The sequence below is a fragment of the Stenotrophomonas sp. AB1(2024) genome (assembly GCF_037482345.1).
In the GTDB taxonomy this organism is placed as follows: domain Bacteria; phylum Pseudomonadota; class Gammaproteobacteria; order Xanthomonadales; family Xanthomonadaceae; genus Stenotrophomonas.
This window is the reverse complement of sequence record NZ_JBBHKO020000001.1, coordinates 759545-780329: the sequence shown is the minus strand read 5'-3', so window position 1 is coordinate 780329 and position 20785 is coordinate 759545. Positions and strand designations below refer to the sequence as shown.

The 20785-nt window shown below is 65.6% G+C and carries 16 protein-coding genes; 10 read left to right on the top strand and 6 right to left on the bottom strand.

Going from position 1 to position 20785, the window contains the following annotated elements; translation table 11 throughout:
- Positions 1–18: 18 nt before the first annotated feature.
- The 3 genes from WIX41_RS03645 to WIX41_RS03635 all read left to right on the top strand — a co-directional run bounded on the left by WIX41_RS03645 (position 19) and on the right by WIX41_RS03635 (position 4289).
- Positions 19–1092 (top strand): ferredoxin reductase, encoded by a 1074-nt coding sequence (locus WIX41_RS03645; RefSeq protein WP_339445806.1) that lies wholly within the window; start codon positions 19–21, stop codon positions 1090–1092.
- Between the two features lie 2 nt (positions 1093–1094).
- Complete coding sequence (locus WIX41_RS03640) at positions 1095–2216, top strand: fatty acid desaturase family protein (protein ID WP_339445805.1); 1122 nt, start codon at positions 1095–1097, stop codon at positions 2214–2216.
- 99 nt (positions 2217–2315) lie between these two features.
- Entirely contained in the window at positions 2316–4289 is a 1974-nt protein-coding gene (locus WIX41_RS03635; RefSeq protein WP_339445804.1) for an oleate hydratase, read from the top strand.
- 31 nt (positions 4290–4320) lie between these two features.
- Here the strand turns inward: WIX41_RS03635 and WIX41_RS03630 are convergent, their stop codons facing one another.
- Positions 4321–5448, bottom strand: coding sequence for a metallophosphoesterase (locus WIX41_RS03630; RefSeq protein ID WP_339445803.1), 1128 nt, complete (start codon positions 5446–5448; stop codon positions 4321–4323).
- A 231-nt stretch (positions 5449–5679) separates the two neighbouring features.
- On the opposite strand from WIX41_RS03630, the gene WIX41_RS03625 reads away from it, so the two are divergent.
- The 3 genes from WIX41_RS03625 to WIX41_RS03615 all read left to right on the top strand — a co-directional run bounded on the left by WIX41_RS03625 (position 5680) and on the right by WIX41_RS03615 (position 9846).
- Positions 5680–6693, top strand: coding sequence for a cation diffusion facilitator family transporter (locus tag WIX41_RS03625; RefSeq protein ID WP_339445802.1), 1014 nt, complete (start codon positions 5680–5682; stop codon positions 6691–6693).
- 87 nt (positions 6694–6780) lie between these two features.
- Positions 6781–7530 carry a 2,3-diphosphoglycerate-dependent phosphoglycerate mutase gene (gene gpmA, locus WIX41_RS03620; protein ID WP_339445801.1) on the top strand — a complete coding sequence of 250 codons (750 nt, stop codon included), beginning with the start codon at positions 6781–6783 and terminating at the stop codon, positions 7528–7530.
- A 219-nt stretch (positions 7531–7749) separates the two neighbouring features.
- Positions 7750–9846 (top strand): M13 family metallopeptidase, encoded by a 2097-nt coding sequence (locus WIX41_RS03615; protein WP_339445800.1) that lies wholly within the window; start codon positions 7750–7752, stop codon positions 9844–9846.
- 149 nt (positions 9847–9995) lie between these two features.
- On the opposite strand, the gene mfd is transcribed toward WIX41_RS03615, so the two are convergent.
- The 3 genes from mfd to WIX41_RS03600 form a co-directional block, all read right to left on the bottom strand.
- A complete protein-coding gene (gene mfd, locus WIX41_RS03610) occupies positions 9996–13463 on the bottom strand; it encodes a transcription-repair coupling factor (protein ID WP_339445799.1) in 3468 nt (1155 codons plus the stop codon).
- 162 nt (positions 13464–13625) lie between these two features.
- Positions 13626–14597 carry a ribosome-inactivating family protein gene (locus tag WIX41_RS03605; RefSeq protein WP_339445798.1) on the bottom strand — a complete coding sequence of 324 codons (972 nt, stop codon included), beginning with the start codon at positions 14595–14597 and terminating at the stop codon, positions 13626–13628.
- Between the two features lie 65 nt (positions 14598–14662).
- On the bottom strand, positions 14663–15232 hold the full coding sequence (locus WIX41_RS03600; RefSeq protein ID WP_339445797.1) for a hypothetical protein: 570 nt from the start codon (positions 15230–15232) through the stop codon (positions 14663–14665).
- A 508-nt stretch (positions 15233–15740) separates the two neighbouring features.
- On the opposite strand from WIX41_RS03600, the gene WIX41_RS03595 reads away from it, so the two are divergent.
- Entirely contained in the window at positions 15741–16256 is a 516-nt protein-coding gene (locus WIX41_RS03595) for a DJ-1/PfpI family protein (RefSeq protein WP_339445796.1), read from the top strand.
- Positions 16257–16447: 191 nt separating this feature from the next.
- Positions 16448–17035: a YidB family protein gene (locus WIX41_RS03590; RefSeq protein ID WP_339445795.1), complete on the top strand. Its 588-nt coding sequence runs from the start codon at positions 16448–16450 to the stop codon at positions 17033–17035.
- Between the two features lie 23 nt (positions 17036–17058).
- Here the strand turns inward: WIX41_RS03590 and WIX41_RS03585 are convergent, their stop codons facing one another.
- Entirely contained in the window at positions 17059–17610 is a 552-nt protein-coding gene (locus WIX41_RS03585) for a GNAT family N-acetyltransferase (RefSeq protein WP_339445794.1), read from the bottom strand.
- Positions 17611–17705: 95 nt separating this feature from the next.
- A complete protein-coding gene (locus tag WIX41_RS03580) occupies positions 17706–18563 on the bottom strand; it encodes a 23S rRNA (adenine(2030)-N(6))-methyltransferase RlmJ (protein WP_339445793.1) in 858 nt (285 codons plus the stop codon).
- 45 nt (positions 18564–18608) lie between these two features.
- Here WIX41_RS03580 and creB point away from each other — a divergent pair, with 45 nt between their 5' ends.
- Positions 18609–19304, top strand: coding sequence for a two-component system response regulator CreB (creB, locus tag WIX41_RS03575; protein WP_339445792.1), 696 nt, complete (start codon positions 18609–18611; stop codon positions 19302–19304).
- A 1-nt stretch (position 19305) separates the two neighbouring features.
- Positions 19306–20772 (top strand): two-component system sensor histidine kinase CreC, encoded by a 1467-nt coding sequence (gene creC / locus WIX41_RS03570; RefSeq protein WP_339445791.1) that lies wholly within the window; start codon positions 19306–19308, stop codon positions 20770–20772.
- Positions 20773–20785 lie beyond the last annotated feature (13 nt).

Below are 20785 nucleotides of genomic sequence, written 5' to 3'. Positions count from 1 at the left end.
CGCCCGTATAGTGGCGGCATGAGCGCTCTCCCTCGTCCAGTCGCCCGCCGTTCGTTCCTCTCGCCCCGCCAGTGGGTGTCCGAGGAGCTTTTCGACTTCTGGGCTGGCCGGGTGCATCCGCTGTGGACCCTGCGCCGGGCGCGGGCGCGGCTGGTGTCCCGCCATGCCGCCAGCGCCGACTCGGTCACCCTGGTGCTGCGCCCGAACCGGCATTTCCGTGGCGTGGCCCCGGGCCAGCACGTGAACCTGGGGGTAGAGGTGGATGGCCGCCGGCTGTCGCGCAGTTACAGCCCGTCGGTGCTGGATGACGGCTGCCTGGCGATCACCGTGAAAACGGTCGCCGGGGGCAAGGTCAGCCAGCACCTGGCGCAGCACGCGCAGGTGGGCGAGGTATTCGAGCTGGGCCAGGCCTTTGGTGAGATGACCTTGCCGGCAATACCTGCCGCGCGCGTGCTGCTGCTGGCCGCTGGCAGCGGAATCACGCCGATGCGCGCGCTGGTGCGCCAGCTGGAGGTCGTCGGCATGCCGGTGCAGGTCGACCTGGTGTACTGGGCGCAGCAGCGCGGGACCGTGTGCTTCGCCGAGGAGCTGGCTGACATTGCCGCGCGCCACCCGGGCTTCCGCCTGCACCTGGCCCTGACCCGCGACCCGACCGCGCCTGCCGCGCGCGTGGGGAGCTACGATTTCAGCGTGCTGGGCGACCTGTCCAGCGCGCAGGTGATGGCATGCGGCCCGGGCGGTTTCGTCGAAACCGCGCACGCCCGCCTGCACGGGCAGGTGGCGTCGCTGCAGTCCGAAGCGTTCACGCCGCCGGTCCTGAGCGATGCCGAGACGGGCACGGTGCGGGTTGAACTGCGCCGCAGCGGTCGCACCCTGGAACTGCCGCGCGGCTCCTCGCTGCTGCAGGCGCTGGAAGACGAAGGGCTGCGCCCGGCCAGCGGCTGCCGCATGGGTATCTGCAATACCTGCGTATGCGGCAAGGCCAGTGGCGTGACCCGCCACACCCTGACCGGCGAATACGCGGCCGAACCGGCCACGCAAGTGAAGCTGTGCGTGAACAGCGCCAGCACCGACCTGATCCTGGAGCTTTGAGCATGCCTGCCGTGCAGAACCGTGTGTTGACCGCCGCCGAACTCGACGCGTTCGGCAACGAACTCGACGCCTTGCGTGCCCGCCACCTGGCGACGCTGGGCGACGCCGACGCGCGCTATATCCGCCGCGTGGTCGCGGGCGTGCGCTGGACCGGCGTGGCCGGGCGCGCGCTGCTGTTCCTGGGTGCGTTCGTGCACAGCGTGCTGATTCCGGCGTGGATCGCCGGCGTGGTGTTGCTGGCGCTGTCCAAGATCCTGGAGAACATGGAGCTGGCCCACAACGTCATCCACGGCCAGTACGACTGGATGGGCGACCCGCAGCTGCAGGGCAGTACCTACGAATGGGACATCGTCGGCACCGCCGACAACTGGCGCAAGACCCACAACTTCCGCCACCACACCTACACCAACGTGCGCGGGCTGGACGACGACATCGGCTATGGCCTGCTGCGGATCTTCCCCGAGCAGCGCTGGCGTCCGTTCTACCTGACCCAGCCGGTGGTGGCGGTGGTGTTCGCGTTGCTGTTCGAATGGGGCATCGCCATCCAGGACCTGCGCCTGGGCCGCTGGTTCGCCGGCAAGATCACCTTCCGCCAGCTGCTGGCGCAGGCGCGCCCGGTCGGGCACAAGATGGGCAAGCAGATGTTCAAGGACTACCTGCTGTTCCCGGCGCTGGCCGGCCCGTTCTTCCTGCCGGTGCTGCTGGGCAACGTGGTGGCCAACGTGATCCGCAACGTGTGGACCTACGTGGTGATCTTCTGCGGCCACTTCACCGCCGATGCGGAAACCTTCCCGAAGGAATGCGTGCGCGATGAAACCCGTGGCCACTGGTACCTGCGCCAGCTGCGCGGTTCGTCCAACATCGCCGGTGGCAGGGTGATGAACCTGATGACCGGCAACCTCAGCCACCAGATCGAGCACCACTTCTACCCGGACGTGCCGGCCAACCGCTACGCGGCCATCGCCGTGGAGGTGAAGGACATCTGCGCGCGCTATGGCCAGCACTACAACACCGGTTCGCTGCCCAGGCAGTTCGGCCAGGTGATGTGGCGGATCGTGCGCCACGCCTTCCCCAGCCGCCCGGCGCGGACAACGCCGCTGGTCACCGCCGAACAGGGCGCGTAAGGACATGCGCCTGGATTGACACGGATCAACCGCCTTCACAGGCGGGGTGGGTACCATCGCTGGAGCAGCGCAGGTCCCATCCCCCGAAGGAGTGTTGATATGGCTGTCGAGAAAAACGGCGCGCGCCGCGCGCCGGCGATCGAAAAAGAGCCCGATGCCACGGCCGGCTACTGGTCCAACCGACCCGAGAACACACTGCCGCCGCCCGATACCATGGGCGCCTACATGCGCAACCGCCCCGTGGCCCCGGAAGGAGTGGCCACGCGCAAGGCCTGGATCATCGGCACCGGCATCGCCGGGCTGGCCGCCGCCTTCTACCTGATCCGCGACGGCGGCATGCCGGCGGCCAACATCACCCTGATCGACAGCCTGGACATCGAAGGCGGTTCGCTCGATGGCGCCGGTAACCCCGAGCAGGGTTACCTGATCCGCGGCGGCCGTGAGATGAACTGGAACTACGACAACTTCTGGGACATGTTCCAGGACGTGCCGGCGCTGGAACTGCCCGAGGGCTACAGTGTGCTGGACGAGTACCGGGCGGTGAACGACGCCGACCCGAACTACTCCAAGGCCCGGCTGATGCACCAGCAGGGAAAGATCAAGGATTTTTCCAGTTTCGGGCTGAGCAGGCCGCAGCAGTGGGAGCTGGTCAGGCTGCTGCTCAAGCGCAAGGAAGACCTCGATGATGTGACCATCGAGGATTACTTCAGCGACGGCTTCCTGCAGAGCAATTTCTGGTTCTTCTGGCGCTCGATGTTCGCCTTCGAGAACTGGCAGAGCCTGTTGGAAATGAAGCTGTACATGCATCGTTTCCTGGATGCATTGGATGGCTTCAATGACATGTCCGCGCTGGTGTTCCCCAAGTACAACCAGTACGAGAGCTTCGTGAAGCCGCTGGTGAACATGCTGCGCGGGCAGGGCGTGCAGGTCACCTTCGGCACGCGCGTGGTCGACATGGAAATGCGCGTCGATGGCGGATCACGCACGGTCACCGGGCTGCGTTGCCGCGTGGGCGGCGAGGACACGCTGCTGCCGGTGGCCGAGGGTGACCTGGTGTTCGCGCTGACCGGCTCGATCACCGAAGGTACCGCCTACGGCGACCTGGATACGGCGCCGGTGCTGAAGCGCGGGCCGAGTACCCCGGGCGAAGACAGCGACTGGACGCTGTGGCGCAACCTGGCCGCGCAGTCACCGATCTTCGGCAAGCCGGAGAAGTTCTACAGCGATGTGGACGGCTCGATGTGGGAATCGGCCACGCTGACCTGCCGCCCGTCACCGCTGACCGACAAGATCCGCGAACTGTCGGTCAATGATCCCTATTCGGGGAAGACCGCCACCGGCGGGGTGATCACCTTCACCGACTCCAACTGGGTGCTGAGCTTCACCGTGAACCGCCAGCCGCACTTCATCGGCCAGCCCGGCGACGTGCTGGTGGTGTGGGTCTACGCGCTGCTGATGGACCAGGACGGCAACCACGTGGCCAAGCCGATGCCGGCCTGTACCGGGCGCGAGATCCTGGCCGAGCTGTGCTACCACCTGGGCATCGTCGACCAGATCGACGCGATTGCGGCCAACACCAAGGTGCGCACCGCGCTGATGCCGTACATCACCGCGCAGTTCATGCCACGTGCGGCCGGTGATCGCCCGCACGTGGTGCCCAAGGGCTGCACCAACCTGGGCCTGCTCGGGCAGTTCGTGGAAACCCGCAACGATGTGGTGTTCACCATGGAAAGCTCGGTGCGTACCGCGCGCGTGGCGGTGTACACGCTGCTGGGCCTGGCCAAGCAGGTGCCCGACCTGAGCCCGGTGCAGTACGACGTGCGCAACCTGATCCGGGCCGCACGTGCGCTCAACAACAACGAGCCGTTCCCCGGCGAGCGGCTGCTGCACCGGGTGCTGGACAAGACCTACTTCGCGCACATCCTGCCGCCGTTGCCAGACAACCAGCGCAATCTGGGCACCGTGCTGGAAGACGAAGCGTCCTGGCTGGTGGGCAAGGGCAGCAGTGCCCTGAAGGACCTGCACGGCCGGCTGGAAACGCTGCGCGAGAACTTGGCCAAGCGCGGTAAGTAAGCTCCTCGGCTGACCGGCCTGCGAAGGCCGGTCAGTCCTCCAGGCCCATCTTTCCTTCGGCCAGCGGCACCCGTGAGCCATCCAGCAGTCCACGGCTGACCACGCCGTCTTCGATGAACAGCAGTTCGCCGTTCTCGCCGTTCTTGATGCTGCTGTCGATGGCAATGATGCGCCCACCGTGGAAGCTGCTCACGTGCGGCATCGAGGTGTGCCCGACCACGATGCGCTTGAGATCGAGGTCCTTGAGCAGGGTATCGACCTGCTCGGTATCCATCTGTCCGTCAAAGTAACCACGGAACCAGATCGGACTGGTCTTGCCGTCGAACAGGCGCGCAGTATCCGGTGCGGCCTTGACCTGGTCCTTGGGCAGGCCGACCGAGGCCTGGTACAAGGTATTGGTGGCGTCCAGAGCGCGCACCAGGTCCAGGTTCTGCGGCGCGATGCCGCCGTGCAGGAACAGCGTATCGCCGATCTGCAGCATCACCGGGCGGGTCCGCAGCCACTGGCCGATCACCGAGTCGGCGCCGTACAGCGCCGGGTAGCTGCGGCCCAGCAGCTGGGCGCTCTTGAGGTATTTGGGGTTCACGTAGCGCAGGTCGTCGTACAGCACCATGGTTTCATGGTTGCCCAGCACGAAGTGCACCGCGCCACCGGCTGCAGCGGCCTGCTGCTGCAGGCTGTACAGCAGCCAGAAGGCTTCGGTCACCTGCGGGCCCCGGTCGAATACATCACCGGCCACTACCAGCGTGGCGGTGCCCAGTGACCAGTGGTCGTCATTGTCGATGACATGATGAGCGCGCAGCAGCTTCACCAGCAGGCCGTACTGGCCGTGGATGTCCGATACCGCCACGATGCGCGGCGTGGCCGGGTACTGCGCGGGGGTGGCCTGCTGTGGCGCAGCCACCGTCAACGGATGCGGGTAACCGCATTCGGGCAGCACCACGGTGCTGTCGCCGCGTGCGGGCAGGTCACGCTCGACCACGTGGTCATTGCAGACCCACTGCGCCTGGTGGCCCTTGCTGGTCATGAACACGTAGGGGCCATCGGCCTCCACATGCCCGGCCGGCGCGGGCACCTCGCGGGCAACCGCCAGCAGCGGCGCGAGGACGAGTCCCGCCAGGATCAGGCGGGTGGCAGCAAAACGGAGGCGAAGCGGCATCGGAGGCATCCAGCAGGGCGGACAGGGCGGCCAGACGCCGCCCATCCGATCCTACCTGCAGGCAGCGTCGGCAGGTATGCCCCATCGGGCGGCTGGGGGTAGAGCCACGCCGTGCGTGGCTGCCTGATTGCCTGATTGCCTGACTGCGCAGTCTGCAATGTTATAAACAGCGTAATAGTCTCCCCGCAGGCTGCAGCAGTAGGCTTTCCCCATTGCACAGGAGCCGTTGCCATGGGCCACGACCACGATCACCTGCCCAGCGAAATCCGCCACGAGAAACCCTTGTGGTGGGCGCTGGGCCTGACCACCACCTTCCTCATCGTCGAAGTGGCGGGCGCATTCTGGACCAACAGCCTGGCGCTGTTGTCCGACGCGGCGCACATGGCCACCGATACGCTGGCGCTGATGATCGCGCTGGTGGCGGTGCGGTTGAGCCGGCGCCCGCCGGATGCGCGGCGCACCTACGGCTATGCGCGGCTGGAAGCGTTGGGGGCGATGATCAACGGCGGCATGCTGTTCGTGGTGGCCGGTTACATCCTGTGGGAAGCGGTGGCGCGGTTCCGCCAGCCACAGGACATCGCCTCCACCGGCATGTTGGTGATCGCCGCGTTCGGGCTGGTGATCAACCTGGTCTCGATGCGCCTGCTGCGCGCCGGCAGCGGTGAAAGCCTCAACGTGAAGGGCGCGTACCTGGAAGTATGGGCGGACATGCTGGGTTCGGTGGCGGTGATCATCGGCGCGTTGCTGATCCGCTGGACCGGCTGGAAGCCGATCGATCCGATCCTGGCGGTGCTTATCGGGTTGTGGGTGCTGCCGCGCACGTGGGTGTTGATGCGCGAGGCGATCAACGTGCTGCTGGAAGGCGTGCCCAAGGGCATCCAGGTGGACGCGGTGCGCGCGCGGTTGTGCGCGCACGAGGGGGTGCAGGACGTGCATGACCTGCACGTGTGGGCGCTGGCGTCGAGCACCCCGGCGCTGACCGCGCACGTGGTGATCGCCGAAGGGGTGGATGCGGACGGCCTGCGTCGACGACTGGGTACCGCGCTGCATGAGGATTTTGGCATCGATCATGTGACGCTGCAGATCGAGGCGGATCATTGTGGCGATGATTGCGGCGACGGCACCCCGGCGTCGCACGCGTCGCATGGCGACCACGACCACGCCGGGCATGCGCATGCCCGGGTCCACGAGCCGCGCCGCAGTGGCCCCGATGCGCAGGGCCACCACGGCCATCCGCATCCCTGACGCGGCGGCGGTGCTCGGGCGGGGCAGGGACGATGGGGTTGCCGCTACAATGGCGCTCTGCCTTGCCATCCCCTTGGAGAAACCGCAGTGACCCGGAAACTCGTACTGTTGCGCCACGGCCAGAGCCAGTGGAACCTGGACAACCGCTTCACCGGTTGGGTGGACGTGGCGCTGACCGAGCAGGGCCGCCGCGAAGCCGCCGCCGCGGGCCGCCTCATGCGCGAGGAAGGGCTGCAGTTCGATGTGGCGCACACCTCGGTGCTCAAGCGCGCGATCCACACGCTGCAGGGCGCGCTGGCCGAACTGGACCAGGACTGGCTGCCAGTGAGCAAGAGCTGGCGCCTGAACGAACGCCACTACGGTGGCCTGCAGGGCTTGGACAAGGCTGAAACCGCCGCCAGGCATGGCGAGGACCAGGTCAAGATCTGGCGCCGTTCGTACGATATTCCGCCGCCGGCGATGGACCGCGAGGATCCGGGTCATCCGATCCACGACCGCCGTTACGCGGGCCTGGATCGCAATGCGCTGCCGGGTACCGAATCGCTGGCGACCACGCTGGAGCGGGTGTTGCCGTATTGGTTCGATGCGATCGCGCCGCAGCTGAAGGACGGCAGGACGGTGCTGGTCACCGCGCACGGCAATTCGCTGCGCGCGCTGTACAAGTACCTCAACAACGTGTCGCAGGAGGCGATCCTGGAGCTCAACATTCCGACCGGTATTCCGTTGCTGTTCGAGCTCAACGAGGACCTGACCGTGCAGTCGTTCCGTTACCTGGGCGACCCGGAAGCGGCGCGCAAGGCGGCTGAGGCCGTGGCGAACCAGGGCAAGGCGAAATAATTGCCTGATTGCATGACGCCGTAGAGCCGGGCCCTGTCCGGCTGCGGTTCGGGCTGCCCGTCGGCCGCCCCGGCACGTAACAACTGATACGCCAACGCTTTCCGCGCGCAACCATCCCGCACCTGTGACCTTTGGCCGGTCCAGAGGCCGTCCTCCCGCGCTACGCTCGCAGATTGCCCGTATTCCGGGCGATGCATCCACCTGTAGCCGGAGAGTCGAATGAAGTTTTCCAAGCTGGCCCCGCTGGGCCTGACCGTCGCCATCGCCGCATCGCTGGCGGCCTGTGGCAAGACCGACACCGCTCCGGCCGCCGCCGTGGCCGATGCCAAGCCAGCCTTCGATCTGTCGCAGATCAAGACCCCGCTGATTTCGCTCAACAGCGCCGACCTGGACCCGGCCATCGCCGCGTGTACGGACCTCAACGGCTTCGTCAACAGCAGCTGGCTCAAGGCCAACCCGGTGCCGAACGACCAGACCACCTGGGGCAGCTTCGAGATCCTGCGCGAGCGTTCGCTGGAAGTGCAGCACGCACTGGTCCAGCAGGCCGCCGCCAGCCAGGCCAAGGCTGGCTCGGTGGAAGCCAAGATCGGCGATATCTGGAAGACCGGTTCGGATGAAGCGAAGATCGAAGCGGCCGGCATCGCTCCGCTGCAGCCGCAGCTGGACAGGATCGCCGCGCTGAACGACACCGCCGCCATCACCCAGTACCTGCGCGACAGCCAGGCGCAGGGCCAGGGTGTGCTGTTCTCGCTGTTTGCCAATGCCGATTACAAGGATTCGGGCAACGTCATCGCCTACGTCGGCCAGGGCGGCCTGGGCCTGCCGGAGAAGGGCTACTACTTCGACGAGTCGCAGGCCAAGATCCGCGAGGCCTACGTGGCTTACATCGCCCAGGCACTGACCCTGTCCGGCGTGGAGGCCGCGCAGGCCAAGATCCAGGCCCAGGCCGTGATGGACTTCGAAACCCGCCTGGCCAAGGCCTCGCTGTCGCGCATTGAACTGCGCGACCCGGCCAAGCGCTACAACCCGGTCAGCGCCGCCGAGGCGGACAAGCTGACCCCGAACTTCAGCTGGACCGCGCTGTTCGACACCCTCAAGGTGCCGGCCGCGCAGAAGTTCTCGCTGGCCCAGCCGGGCTTCTTCAGCGAAGTGGACAAGATGCTGGTCGACGTGCCGGCCTCCACCTGGCAGGCCTACCTGCGCTTCCACACCGTCGATGACGCGGCGCCGTACCTGAGCAGCGCCTTCGAAAAGGCCAACTTCGATTTCTACGGCACCACGCTGCGTGGCCAGAAGGAAATGCAGCCGCGCTGGAAGCGTGTCTTGGAGTCGGTGAACACCTCGATCGGCGAGGGCCTGGGCCAGCTGTACGTGGATGCGGTGTTCCCGGCCGAATCCAAGGAGCAGATGCAGCACCTGGTGGAAAACCTCTCGGTGGCGCTGAAGGCGCGCCTGGAGAAGCTGGAGTGGATGGGCGAAGACACCCGCAAGAAGGCGCTGGAGAAGTGGGCCAGCTTCACTCCCAAGATCGGTTACCCCGACAAGTGGCGCGACTGGTCGGGCTTTGAGACCAATGCCGACAGCTACCTGGGCAACATGCAGGCTGCGCGCGCGTTCAACTACCGCTACATGCTCAACAAGATCGGCAAGCCGGTCGACAGGACCGAGTGGGGCATGACCCCGCAGACCGTCAACGCTTATTACAACGCAACCAAGAACGAGATCGTGTTCCCGGCGGCGATCCTGCAGGCGCCGTTCTTCGACGCCAAGGCCGATCCGGCGTTGAACTATGGCGGCATCGGTGCGGTGATCGGCCACGAAATGATGCACGGCTACGACGATTCGGGCAGCCAGTTCGCCGCCAACGGCAACTTCGACAACTGGTGGACCGACAGCGACCGCAAGGCGTTCACCGGCCGCACCGACCAGCTGGTGGCGCAGTTCGATGGCTACGAATCGCTGCCGGGCGTGAACGTGAAGGGCAAGTTGACCCTGGGCGAGAACATCGGTGACCTGGGCGGCCTGACCGTGGCCTACGACGCGCTGCAGATGGCGTTGAAGGAGAACCCCAAGGCCAACGTCGCCGTCGACGGCCACAGCCAGGACCAGCGCTTCTTCATGAACTGGGCCACGGTGTGGCGCCGCAACTTCACCGACGGCGAACTGCGCGTGCGCCTGAACACCGACCCGCACGCGCCGGCCAATTTCCGCGCCAACGGTGCGCCGTCGAACATGCCGGCGTTCGCGCAGGCGTTCGAGTGCAAGCCGGGCGACGCGATGGTGCGCGCCGACGACAAGCGCGTGGTGATCTGGTAAGGGTTTGATGCCTGCGTGAACAAGAAGGCCCGGCATTGCCGGGCCTTCTTGTATCCGGCACTGCCTGGGCCGGCCAACGGCCGGCGCTACCAGGGTGGGGGACGGTAGCGCCGGCCGTTGGCCGGCCCAGGCGGTGCGGGTTGCGCGCGTTATCCCGGGGCCAACGTCGTCAACAACGCCTTGGCCGCGTTGAAGCGGTCTTCCGGCAGGGGCAATGGCACCTTGATGCGCAGCTTGTCCGGGCCGTCCATCATGTACAGCTTGGGCTGCTTCTGGATCATCTGGATCACCGCCATCGGGTCGATGCGCGGTTGGGACTCGAACACGATGCGGCCGCCATTCTCACCCAGCTCCAGTTTGCGGATGCCCAGCGCGTTGCACTGCAGTTTCAGCTCTGCCACCGCGAACAGATGCTTGGCGGCATCCGGCAGCAGCCCGAAGCGGTCGATCATCTCCACCTGCAACTCGCGCAGCTCGGCACTGTCGCGTGCGCTGCTGATGCGCTTGTACAACGTCAGGCGGGTGTGCACGTCGGGCAGGTAGTCGTCCGGGATCAGTGCCGGCACATGCAGTTCGACCTCGGCACCGCGCGCTTCCTCTCCCGCATCCAGGTCGGGCAGCTTGCCCAGGCGGATGCTGCGCACCGCGCGTTCAAGCAGTTCGGTGTACAGGCTGAAGCCGACTTCGGCCATCTGCCCGCTCTGGTCTTCGCCCAGCAGCTCGCCGGCGCCACGGATTTCCAGATCGTGGGTGGCCAGGGTGAAGCCGGCGCCAAGCTCATCCATGGAGGCGATCGCTTCCAGGCGCTTTTCGGCATCGGGGGTCATCGAACGCTTGTCGGGCACCACCAGGTACGCGTACGCGCGGTGGTGCGAACGGCCGACGCGGCCACGCAGCTGGTGCAGCTGGGCCAGGCCGAAACGGTCGGCGCGGTTGATGATGATGGTGTTGGCGTTGGGAATGTCGATGCCCGATTCGATGATCGTGGTCGACAGCAGCACGTTGTAGCGCTGCTTCTGGAAATCCAGCATCACCCGTTCCAGCTCGCGTTCGGGCATCTGCCCGTGGGCGATGCCGATGCGCGCTTCGGGCACCAGCTCGGCAAGGTCGCGCTGCATGCGGCCGATGCTTTCCACGTCGTTGTGCAGGAAGTAGAGCTGGCCGCCACGCGCCAGTTCGCGCTGGAACGCTTCGCGCAGCAGCGCGTTGTCCCAGGCAGTGATGAAGGTCTGCACCGCCAGCCGGTTCGGCGGCGGGGTGGCGATGATCGACAGGTCGCGCAGCCCGGCCATGGCCATGTTGAGCGTGCGCGGGATCGGCGTGGCGGTCAGGGTCAGCAGGTGCACGTTGGCGCGCATCGCCTTCAGCGCTTCCTTCTGGCGCACGCCGAAGCGCTGCTCCTCGTCCACCACCACCAGGCCCAGGTCCTTGAATTTCACGTCCGGCTGCAGCAGGCGATGGGTGCCGATGATGACGTCGATGGTGCCGGCGGCCACCTTCTCCAGCTCGGCCTTGATCTCCTTGGTGCTCTTGAAGCGCGACAGCACTTCCACCTTGAGCGGCCAATCGGCGAACCGGTCGCGGAAGTTGCGGTAGTGCTGCTCGGCCAGCAGCGTGGTCGGCACCAGCACGGCGACCTGCTTGCCGGCGCTGGCCGCCGCGAATGCGGCGCGCACGGCTACTTCGGTTTTGCCGAAGCCGACGTCGCCGCAGACCACGCGGTCCATCGGCTGGCTGCTGGCCAGGTCGCGCAGGGTGGCGTCGATCGCCGCGAGCTGATCGGGGGTTTCCTCGAACGGGAAGCCGGCCGCGAACGGCTCGTACATCGCGCGGTCCACATGCAGCGCCAGGCCGGCGCGCGCGCGGCGGCGGGCCTGGATTTCCAGCAGCTCGGCGGCCACGTCGCGGACCTTTTCGGCGGCCCGGCGTTTGGCCTTGCTCCACTGTTCGCCGCCGAGCGAATGCAGCGGTGCGGTTTCCGGCGAGGCGCCGGAGTAGCGGCTGATCAGGTGCAGCTGGGCCACCGGCACATACAGCCGGTCGCCCTTGGCATATTCGATTTCCAGGAATTCGCCGGGCATGCCGCCGGCATCGAGCACGATCAATCCCCGGTAGCGGCCCACGCCGTGGTCTTCGTGGACGATCGGCGCGCCTTCGGTGAGCTCGCCCAGGTCGCGGATGATCGCTTCGGGCTCGCGTCCGACGCGGCGGCTGCGCCGGGTCTGGCCGGCGCGCTCGGGGAACAGCTGGCGCTCGGTCAGCACCGCCAGCGGCGGTGCGTCCAGGGCGAAGCCGTCTTCCAGCGGCGCAACGGTGATGGCGAAACGCTGGGTCGAATCGGCCAGGAAGGTTGGCAGGTCGGCCACCACCGGTGGTTTCAGCTCCGCCGACAGCAGTACTTCCAGCAACGCCTCACGGCGGCCCGGCGAATCGGCGGCGATCAGTACCCGCCCCGGGTAATGGCCCAGGAAGGACTTCAGCGCCTCGCCGGCCGGCGCATCGCGCGCGGCCACCGGCAGCGGCGGCAGCGGCTGGTCGCCGAGCGCCTGGGCCTCGTCGATGCGTGGGTGGTCGCTGTTCCAGACCTCGATGCGCGGCAGCGTGTTCAAGTGGGCGCTCAGGCCCTCGGGGCTGAGGTACAGCTCGGTCGGGGCCAGCAACGGGCGTTCCACGTCGTGGCGGCGCTGCTCGTAGCGGTTCTGGGTCTGTGCCCAGAACGATGCGGCGGCTTCGCCCACGCCCGGCGCGATCACCGGCAGTGCATTGGGCTGCAGGTAGTCGAACAGGGTGGCCGTCCCGTCGAAGAACAGCGGCAGGTAGTACTCCACGCCGGCCGGCGCCAGCCCGGACTTGAGATCCTGATACAGCGCACTGCGCCGGGTATCCACATCGAAGCGCTCGCGCAGGGTGGCCAGCACCCGCGACACGCTCAGTTCGTCCAGCGGCACCTCGCGGCCGGGCAGCATGCGCACCGCATCGACCTTGTCCAGCGAGCGCTGGCTTTCCGGATCGAACGCACGGATCGAATCAATGTCTTCGTCAAGCAGCTCGATCCGCAACGGCGCGTCGGCCCCCATCGGGAACACGTCGAGCAGACCGCCACGCACGGCGAAATCGCCCGGGTCCATCACCTGCGGTACGTTGCGATAGGCGGCGGCCTCGAGCCGGCGCTTTTCCGCATCCAGGTCCAGGCGCTGGCCGACCTTCAGGTCGAAACTGCCGCCGATGATGTACTTGAGCGGTGCCAGCTGCTGCAGCAGCGTCTGCACCGGCACCACTACGATGCCGCGGCGCAGCGTCGGCAGCTGGTGCAGCGCGGCCAGTCGCTGCGAAATGATGTCCGGGTGCGGGCTGAAGGCATCGTAAGGCAGCGTTTCCCAATCCGGGAAGGCCGCCACTGGCAGGTCCGACGCACTGCCCAGCAGGGTGCGCAGGTCCGACTCGATCTGGTTGGCGCCGTGATTGTCGCGCGCGATGACCAGCAATGGCCCGTCATGGATCTGCGCGGCGCGGGCGAGATGCCACGCCAGCGCCGTGGGCGATGCGGGAGCGCGCCACCAGGCGCGGAGCTGGCCGGAACGGGGCAGCGGCGGTGCGGGATAGGAGGTGGGTGACATGAGCGGTCGATTTTAGCAGACCGCCACGGGATGTCCCTTGTTGCCCTGGATCGGGTTCCAGCCCCCGCGCACCTGCCCGGGCGTGCCCTGTGGATGCGCGGGGGCCTTGAAACACCGCGAAAGTGAACGCCCAGCATGGAGTGCGCATGGGCCATGCCCGGTTCAACTGGGGAAAGGGCTCAACAGCGCAACAATCAGGAGCAGGCCAAGTACATTCGTGATGGTTACATCGTCCGACCGGTTGGCGGTTCGTTCAATGACGATGGGCGACGGAAGGTTTCTATTCACATCAAGCGTGTACCTTCGCGAAGGCCCCGCCTCGGACTGGGTCACGCAATTATGCACCTGCTTCGACAAGGTATCCCATGATTTGATCAGCTTCGCGTCATAGGCGCTCAGATTCTCGCTGACGCCGTCCCGCAATAATCTGTTCACCAGGTTTCGAATGGTTACGAATCTGGCCGACTCGCTTATCATGATTGCGAGGGTATGGATTGGAGTCAATACTTCCTGCATGTGCGAGAAGAATGTGCGCCAGTACCGCGCACCCATGGTCGGATACGAGATGGCGAACTGGAATTCATTCATGCCAAGGGCGAACTTGCCTTCGCTCACAGTCTGCGGATAACGAGACTCGTAAGGAAGCGTATAGGTTGTCGCACCTTCAATCGAAGCGATGGCCGCGTCCGTGAACCTGAAGTAGATGTTGCTGTCCTGGGTATTCATCTGGTTCGGGAACTTCTTGCGGATGTCATGGAAGTCCGCGTTCGCGCTCTTGATGTTCTTGCTGGCCTCAAGTTCCTGCAATTTGCCTACGTCACTTATGTCAAAGTTGGATGGACTCATGTTGTGCAGTATGAATCCGTTGACGTACAGGTCGTGCAGTGACAATACCAGTGTCGCACTTACACCATCCTCGCCAATCAGCTGGATCAGCGCATATTCGTTCTGGCTGGGCAGCAGCGCCCTTCTTGCTTCGCCTACCCTCCGGTCGGTAGCGCCATTGCTGTCCAGTGGAACATTCTCAAGCTCAATTCGAGGGGAGTTTCTTTCGCGCAGCAGGTTGCCCAGGGAGGTCATGATCAGCTTCCAACTTCTATAGATGGCAGCTTGGTCGCCGCTGCTGATATCCAATATGAAATCCGGCGGTCGCATGGTTCGTCCTCGGTCTAGTGTATCGAACTGGGATTGAACTCAACTCAGTGAGTGGAGTGGAAGCAGAAGTGGTGCCACTTGTCTTCCAGGCACAGGTGGTTGTGCTGGTAAAATTCGTGCAGATCGATCTCGCCAGGGGCAACGCCCTGTACGTTCCTGGAAATGAATTCCCTGATGTTGCCTTCGGTTGTTCCCATCAGGTCGATGATTACCTTGAATTTTTTAGCCACGCTCTTGCCGTCATTCAATGTCTTCAATACGTCTACGGGCCCGGCAAGCGAAGTGTGGAGTCCATTCAGAATCCATATCTCAATCACCTGCATGTGCTTGATATTCTTAAGCTTCGTGTGCAGATTTGCGCTGTACTCTGCGGGGAGTAAATAGACATCGCTGGCCCAGTCACTGATGACCTGTCCGCCATCCCTCCCGCCTTTATGCGGAGTGAAGGCCACCGATTGGTTGCTGGGAATTCTGTATGCGTTGCTTACGGCATGTGGGTCGTTCTTGACTGCACTGTGGCTGTACAGGAGATAGCTGCCGCTCTTTGACTTTATTGCTGCGATACCCGTCGTGTCGAACCTGGGTTGCGCTACACCAAAGATATAATCAGACATGATGCTGACTCCTCCGTCATGAGGTCGCGCCACGGTATCCGCAGCAGGCGGTCCGCTGGGGCCGGGCACGGGAAGGCGTACATATGCGTCACTTCGGTCTGTCCGCGTGCGGACGGTTGGACGCTACACACCAGGCGGACGCCCTGCGTTGCATGCATTCCTATTTTCGGTGCCCCGCCGATGCGGGGTGGTCTTCAGCCTCCATGCGAGGCATTGGATTGATGTTGTAAATCAAGTTCACGAAATTGATTGAAAATGCATTCGCCTATTGGTCGATTGTGTGACCGGAACTGCGTATTGCTGCGCACGCGATGTTGTCGAAAGCGACGCATGGACATCGCGTTGGTCATTTCGCCCCTGAAATCGCGTTATTTGCGACGCCCGTGGTGAAAGGCTGGTGTAAATAAAGTTGATTGCGTCATCATTAATTTTCGACGTTGTGACCACAAAAGCATCATGGATGCGTCATCACCATGACGCCTCCACCACAACGAAGAGGATTTCGAACATGCAGACCCGCCTCAAGGGCAAGCACATCGCCTTCATTGCCGGCCACGGTGTGGAGCATTCGCACCTGGCCAAGCCGATGCAGGAGTTGCGCGGCATGGGCGCACAGATCAGCGTCATTGCAACAGGCCCGGACCTGCTCGTCACCGACACCAAGGAAACGTACAAGGTTGATACATCCTTGGCGGCTGCCGATCACAAGGACTATCACGCGGTGGTGGTCAGTGGCGGTGGCGAAATCGCGGCGCTGCAGCCCGTCTGGGATTTTCTGCGCACGATTGAGCGTTCCGGCAAGCCGGTCGGTGCGACCAGTCAGGGGGTACCGGTGCTGGTCGCGGCCGAACTGGTCAAAGACCGCAAGGCAACGTCCGACCCCAAGCACCAGGCGCTGGTGGCTGCGGCGGGTGGCACGTGGGTGGACCGGGAGGTCGTCGTTGACGATCTCATCATCACCAGCCGGCACACCAAGGATCTTCCGGCGTTCAGCGAGGCGCTGGCGGAAGCGCTGAGGGACTGACAAGCGGTTGCAGCAAGGGTGCGCGGTACCGGGAGCGGTGCCCGGTATCGCGTACTTCTGCACGGTGATTGAGTCCTGTGCATTCGGAACAGACCTGCGGCCCGTCACATCGATACCTGCGCAATGTCTCCCCCGTCATTGCAGGGGGCGGTGGGGCGGGCCACCTGTGTCGTAGCTACTTACCAACGGAGATGATCCTGATGTCACCTGTCGGGACCTTGATTGAGGATGTAACGCGGGTATCCGGGCTGGGCGACAAGGCCGGAACGCTCATTGGCGTGCTTGCCGGCTTCATGTTCGCGGAGCCGGGAGGATTCATGGCGTTTCGGGAGAAGTTCTGCACCATCGGCCTTGGAGATGTGTTCGACTCCTGGATGGGAGGCCATCCGAACATGCGCTACACCAACGGCAACGAAATGAAGCACGCCCTGGGTGCGGCGGATATGCGGGTCATTGCGGAAAGAACCGGGCTGCGGGAATCCGTAGTTGGGGGGATGCTGGCCGCAGCCGTTCCACTGCTGGTTCGGGCGGTAACGCCCGGTGGCATTCTACCGATGGCCATGCCGACCGACCTGGAGCCCCTGGTCCGCGCGTGTGAGCAGGCAGAGCCCCCGGCTACGCAGGAGCGCGATGCGGCGCGGCACGAGGGCACCCGCCGATGGCGCTGGCTGTTGCCGCTCTCGGCGCTGGCGCTGCTGACCTACTGTGGGTGGCAGGGGCGTGAAGGCAATGCACCAGATTCCCCGCCGAAGGACACTACCAACGTGTCGCCTGGGTAGGTACCTGTCGGTAGCGGCAGGCGCTAGCGCTCAGGATCGAGCTCCAACACCATGCGCACCAGCCCCGGCGTACCCTGTGGATGCGGTACGACCTTGAAGCCCAGCGACGCGGCCAGTTGCTTCATCGGCACGTTTTCTTCCAGCACGTCGCCATACAGGCGGTCCAGGTACTTGCCCCGGCCCCACTTGACCAGCTTGCGCATCAGCTGCCGGCCCAGGCCTTGGCCGATGAGGAAGCGGCTGATCAGGATGGCGTACTCGGCTTCGCGCGTGCCGGGGTTGATGGAGGCGCGCGCCAGCGCGCCCACGACGGCTTCACCTGCGGTTAGATTCTCCCCGGCGACCAGCGTGATCTCGGTCTTGGGGTTGGGATGGGTCAGCCGATGCGCCGCCTCGTCAGACAGTTCTTTGACCGACTGCGTCAGGCGATCGCGGACTTCCTCCGGCCCGAACAGGCTGAAGGCCTCCTTGAGCGGCGGACCGTCCTCGGGACGGATCGGACGGATCAACAGCTCGTGGCCGCTGGGAGTCTTGAAAATTTCGTGCCAGGGCGGCATGCGGTTACGGGTAGCCATACCGGTGGTTCCTTGGTGGTCTTCGGATTCTCGCATCCCGGGGGGCGCGTTCCGTGAACGAAATGCTCACGCCCGATCAATGGGCGGGCGCGGCGCTACTCGGCCTGCTTGAGCCACTGCAGCCGGGTACTGGCGCCGGCTTCGCCCAGATGCTGCTTCAGCGCGGGCATGGCCGGGGCCAGCACCTGGTCGAACTGCCAGGGCGGGTTGAGCAACAGCATGCCACTGCCGTTGAGCCGAAGGGGGGAGTCATCGGGGCGAACCAGTAGTTCTACTGTAAGCACCGACTTCACCGGCAGGGCGCAGGCCTTGCGCAGGAAGTGCAGGATGGTGCGGCGCTGCTTGATCGGGAACCAGATGGCGAAACTGGCCTGCGGCCAGCGCGCCAGGATCTCGCTGACGGAAGCGAGGATGCGCTGGTACTCGGCATCCTGGCCCTCGTAGGGCGGGTCGATGAGGACCAGGCCGCGGCCGATCTTCACCCCGTTGGCCTTCGGCGGCAGCAGCGCCTTGTTCTGGGCGTAGCCGTCGGCGTGAAGCACCGCCACCCGGCTGTCGTGGGCGAACAGGGCCTTGAGCGAGGCGGCTTCGGCGTCCTGCAGTTCGCACACCGCCATGCGGTCCTGCGCGCGCAGGGTCTGCGCGCTGAGCAGCGGCGAGCCGGGGTAGCTGATCATCGCGCCCACCGGGTTGTCGGCCTGCACCGCCTTGAGGTAACGCTCGACCACGGCCGGCAGGCTGGGCTGGGCCATCAGCCGCATCACCCCTTCCTCGGCCTCCAGGGTCTTGCGGCTTTCCTCGCTGGCCAGCAGGTAGCGGCCGGCGCCGCCGTGAGTGTCCAGCACGAAGAACGGGCTGTCCTTGCGCTTGAAGGTGTCGAGCAGGGCAAGTTGGACGATGTGCTTGAGCACATCGGCGTGGTTGCCGGCATGGAAGGCGTGGCGGTAATTCATCGGCGCAGTGTACGGGGCGGCGGCCCCAGCGGCTATGCTGCGCGCATGAACCGCCCCCTGCATAACGTCCTGGTCGTCGAAGACGAAGCCGCCATCGCCGATACCGTGCTGTATGCGCTGCGCAGCGAGGGCTACGGGGCGCGCCATTGCCTGCTGGGCGGGCAGGCGCTGCAGCTGCTGCGCCAGGAGCCGGTGGATGTGGTGGTGCTGGACGTGGGCCTGCCGGACATGAGCGGTTTCGAGGTGTGCCGTACGCTGCGCACCTTCAGCGACGTCCCGGTGATCTTCCTGACCGCCCGCAATGACGAGTTCGACCGGGTGCTGGGCCTGGAACTGGGCGCGGACGACTACGTGGCCAAGCCGTTCTCACCGCGCGAGCTGGTGGCGCGGGTGCGGGCGCGGCTGCGCCGCGCTTCGGCACCGACCGCCACGGAGGCCGCAGGCTGGCAGCAGCATGGCCGCTTCGCGATCGACCGCGAGGGCCGCCGAATCCGCTTCGGCGAGCAGCTGCTGGAGCTGACCCGCTACGAGTACGCGCTGATGGCCGCGTTGCTGCAGCGGCCCGGCGCGATCCTCAGCCGGGCCCAGTTGATGGACCGCGGCTGGGACACCGATGCCGACAGCGCCGACCGCACCGTGGATACCCATGTGAAGACCCTGCGCGCCAAGCTGCGTGCCGCCGGGGCAGATCCCGACCCGATCCGCACCCATCGCGGCGTGGGTTACGCGCTGGAGGTGTAGCGTGCGGCTGGGGCTGAAACTGTTCCTGGGCTTCTTCCTGATCGTGGGCATTGCCGCGTTCTTCGTAATGCGCGTCTTTGTCAACGAAGTGAAGCCCGGGGTGCGCCAGGCAATGGAGTCCACGCTGGTGGATGCGGCCAACGTGCTGGCGGAGATGGCCGCGGCCGACCTCAAGGCCGGGCACATCCGCAATGGCCCGTTCGTGGCCAACCTGGCCCGCGCGCAGCGGCGCGATCCCAAGGCGATGGTGTGGCGCTTTCCCAAGCGCAGCCTCGATTACCGCGTGACCATCACCGATGCCCGCGGCATCGTGGTGTACGACTCCACCGGGCAGGACATCGGCCGCGACAACTCGCGCTGGAACGATGTCTACCGCACCCTGCGCGGTGAGTATGGGGCGCGCTCCAGCCCGGAAACCCCCGGCGATGAGGTGCATTCGGTGATGCACGTGGCCGCGCCGATCCATGACCCGGCCGATCCGGCCAGGTTGATCGGCGTGCTCAGCCTGGCCCAACCCAACCGCAGCATCGATCCGTTCATCGCCGCCAGCCAGCGCGCCATCCTGCAGCGCGGGGCCTGGCTGATCGGGCTGTCGGCCCTGGTCGGGCTGCTGATGACCGGCTGGCTGATGCATGGGGTGAACCGGCTCAACCGCTACGCCAGGGCGGTCAGTGCCGGCGAGCCGGTGTCGCCACCGAAGCCGCGCCGCGATGAGATCGGCGACCTGGGCCAGGCGCTGGAAACCATGCGCCGCAAACTGGAAGGCAAGGCGTATGTGGAGCAGTACGTGCAGTCGCTGACCCATGAAATGAAAAGCCCGCTGGCGGCGATCCGTGGCGCGGCCGAGTTGCTGCAGGAGCCGCTGCCCGATGCCGACCGCGTGCATTTCGCGCGCAGCATCCAGGGCCAGGAACAGCGCCTGACCGAAACCATCGACAAGCTGCTGGCGCTGGCCGAAGTGGAGCAGCATGGTTGGCTGCAGAAGCGCGAGCGCATCGCGCTGGTGCCGCTGCTGCAGGCCGCAGCCGATGCGGTGGCGGTGCGCGCGCAGGCCGCTGCGGTCGCGGTGGACATCGAGGTGGGCGAGGGCCTGGAGCTCCAGGGCGATGGCTATCTGCTGCGCCAGGCACTGAACAACCTGCTGGAAAACGCGCTGGCCTTCTCCAGCCCCGGCAGCCGGATCCAGCTCGGCGCATCGCGCGAGGGAGACGGCGTGGTGCTGCGCGTGGCCGACCGTGGCAGCGGGGTGCCGGAATATGCGCTGGGGCGGGTGTTCGAACGCTTCTATTCGCTGGCGCGGCCGGCCACCGGGCTGCGCAGCTCCGGGCTGGGGCTGTCGTTCGTGCAGGAGGTGGCGCGCCTGCACGGCGGACGGGTCGAGCTGCGCAACCGTGAGGGTGGGGGGGCGGTCGCCACGCTTCACATTGGCTTCAAATACAACACAAACCCCGCACACCGGCGGGGCTGAAGCTGGCACCCTT

What these genes read in the sequence shown, in the direction of transcription:
- WIX41_RS03590 (WP_339445795.1), top strand. Translation starts at nt 16,448, where the DNA reads ATGATCCTGATGTCACCTGTCGGGACCTTGATTGAGGATGTAACGCGG.
- WIX41_RS03615 (WP_339445800.1), top strand. Translation starts at nt 7,750, where the DNA reads ATGAAGTTTTCCAAGCTGGCCCCGCTGGGCCTGACCGTCGCCATCGCC.
- WIX41_RS03595 (WP_339445796.1), top strand. Translation starts at nt 15,741, where the DNA reads ATGCAGACCCGCCTCAAGGGCAAGCACATCGCCTTCATTGCCGGCCAC.
- WIX41_RS03645 (WP_339445806.1), top strand. Translation starts at nt 19, where the DNA reads ATGAGCGCTCTCCCTCGTCCAGTCGCCCGCCGTTCGTTCCTCTCGCCC.
- WIX41_RS03635 (WP_339445804.1), top strand. Translation starts at nt 2,316, where the DNA reads ATGGCTGTCGAGAAAAACGGCGCGCGCCGCGCGCCGGCGATCGAAAAA.
- WIX41_RS03625 (WP_339445802.1), top strand. Translation starts at nt 5,680, where the DNA reads ATGGGCCACGACCACGATCACCTGCCCAGCGAAATCCGCCACGAGAAA.
- WIX41_RS03640 (WP_339445805.1), top strand. Translation starts at nt 1,095, where the DNA reads ATGCCTGCCGTGCAGAACCGTGTGTTGACCGCCGCCGAACTCGACGCG.
- creB (WP_339445792.1), top strand. Translation starts at nt 18,609, where the DNA reads ATGAACCGCCCCCTGCATAACGTCCTGGTCGTCGAAGACGAAGCCGCC.
- WIX41_RS03585 (WP_339445794.1), bottom strand. Translation starts at nt 17,610, where the DNA reads ATGGCTACCCGTAACCGCATGCCGCCCTGGCACGAAATTTTCAAGACT.
- WIX41_RS03580 (WP_339445793.1), bottom strand. Translation starts at nt 18,563, where the DNA reads ATGAATTACCGCCACGCCTTCCATGCCGGCAACCACGCCGATGTGCTC.
- mfd (WP_339445799.1), bottom strand. Translation starts at nt 13,463, where the DNA reads ATGTCACCCACCTCCTATCCCGCACCGCCGCTGCCCCGTTCCGGCCAG.
- WIX41_RS03630 (WP_339445803.1), bottom strand. Translation starts at nt 5,448, where the DNA reads ATGCCGCTTCGCCTCCGTTTTGCTGCCACCCGCCTGATCCTGGCGGGA.
- WIX41_RS03600 (WP_339445797.1), bottom strand. Translation starts at nt 15,232, where the DNA reads ATGTCTGATTATATCTTTGGTGTAGCGCAACCCAGGTTCGACACGACG.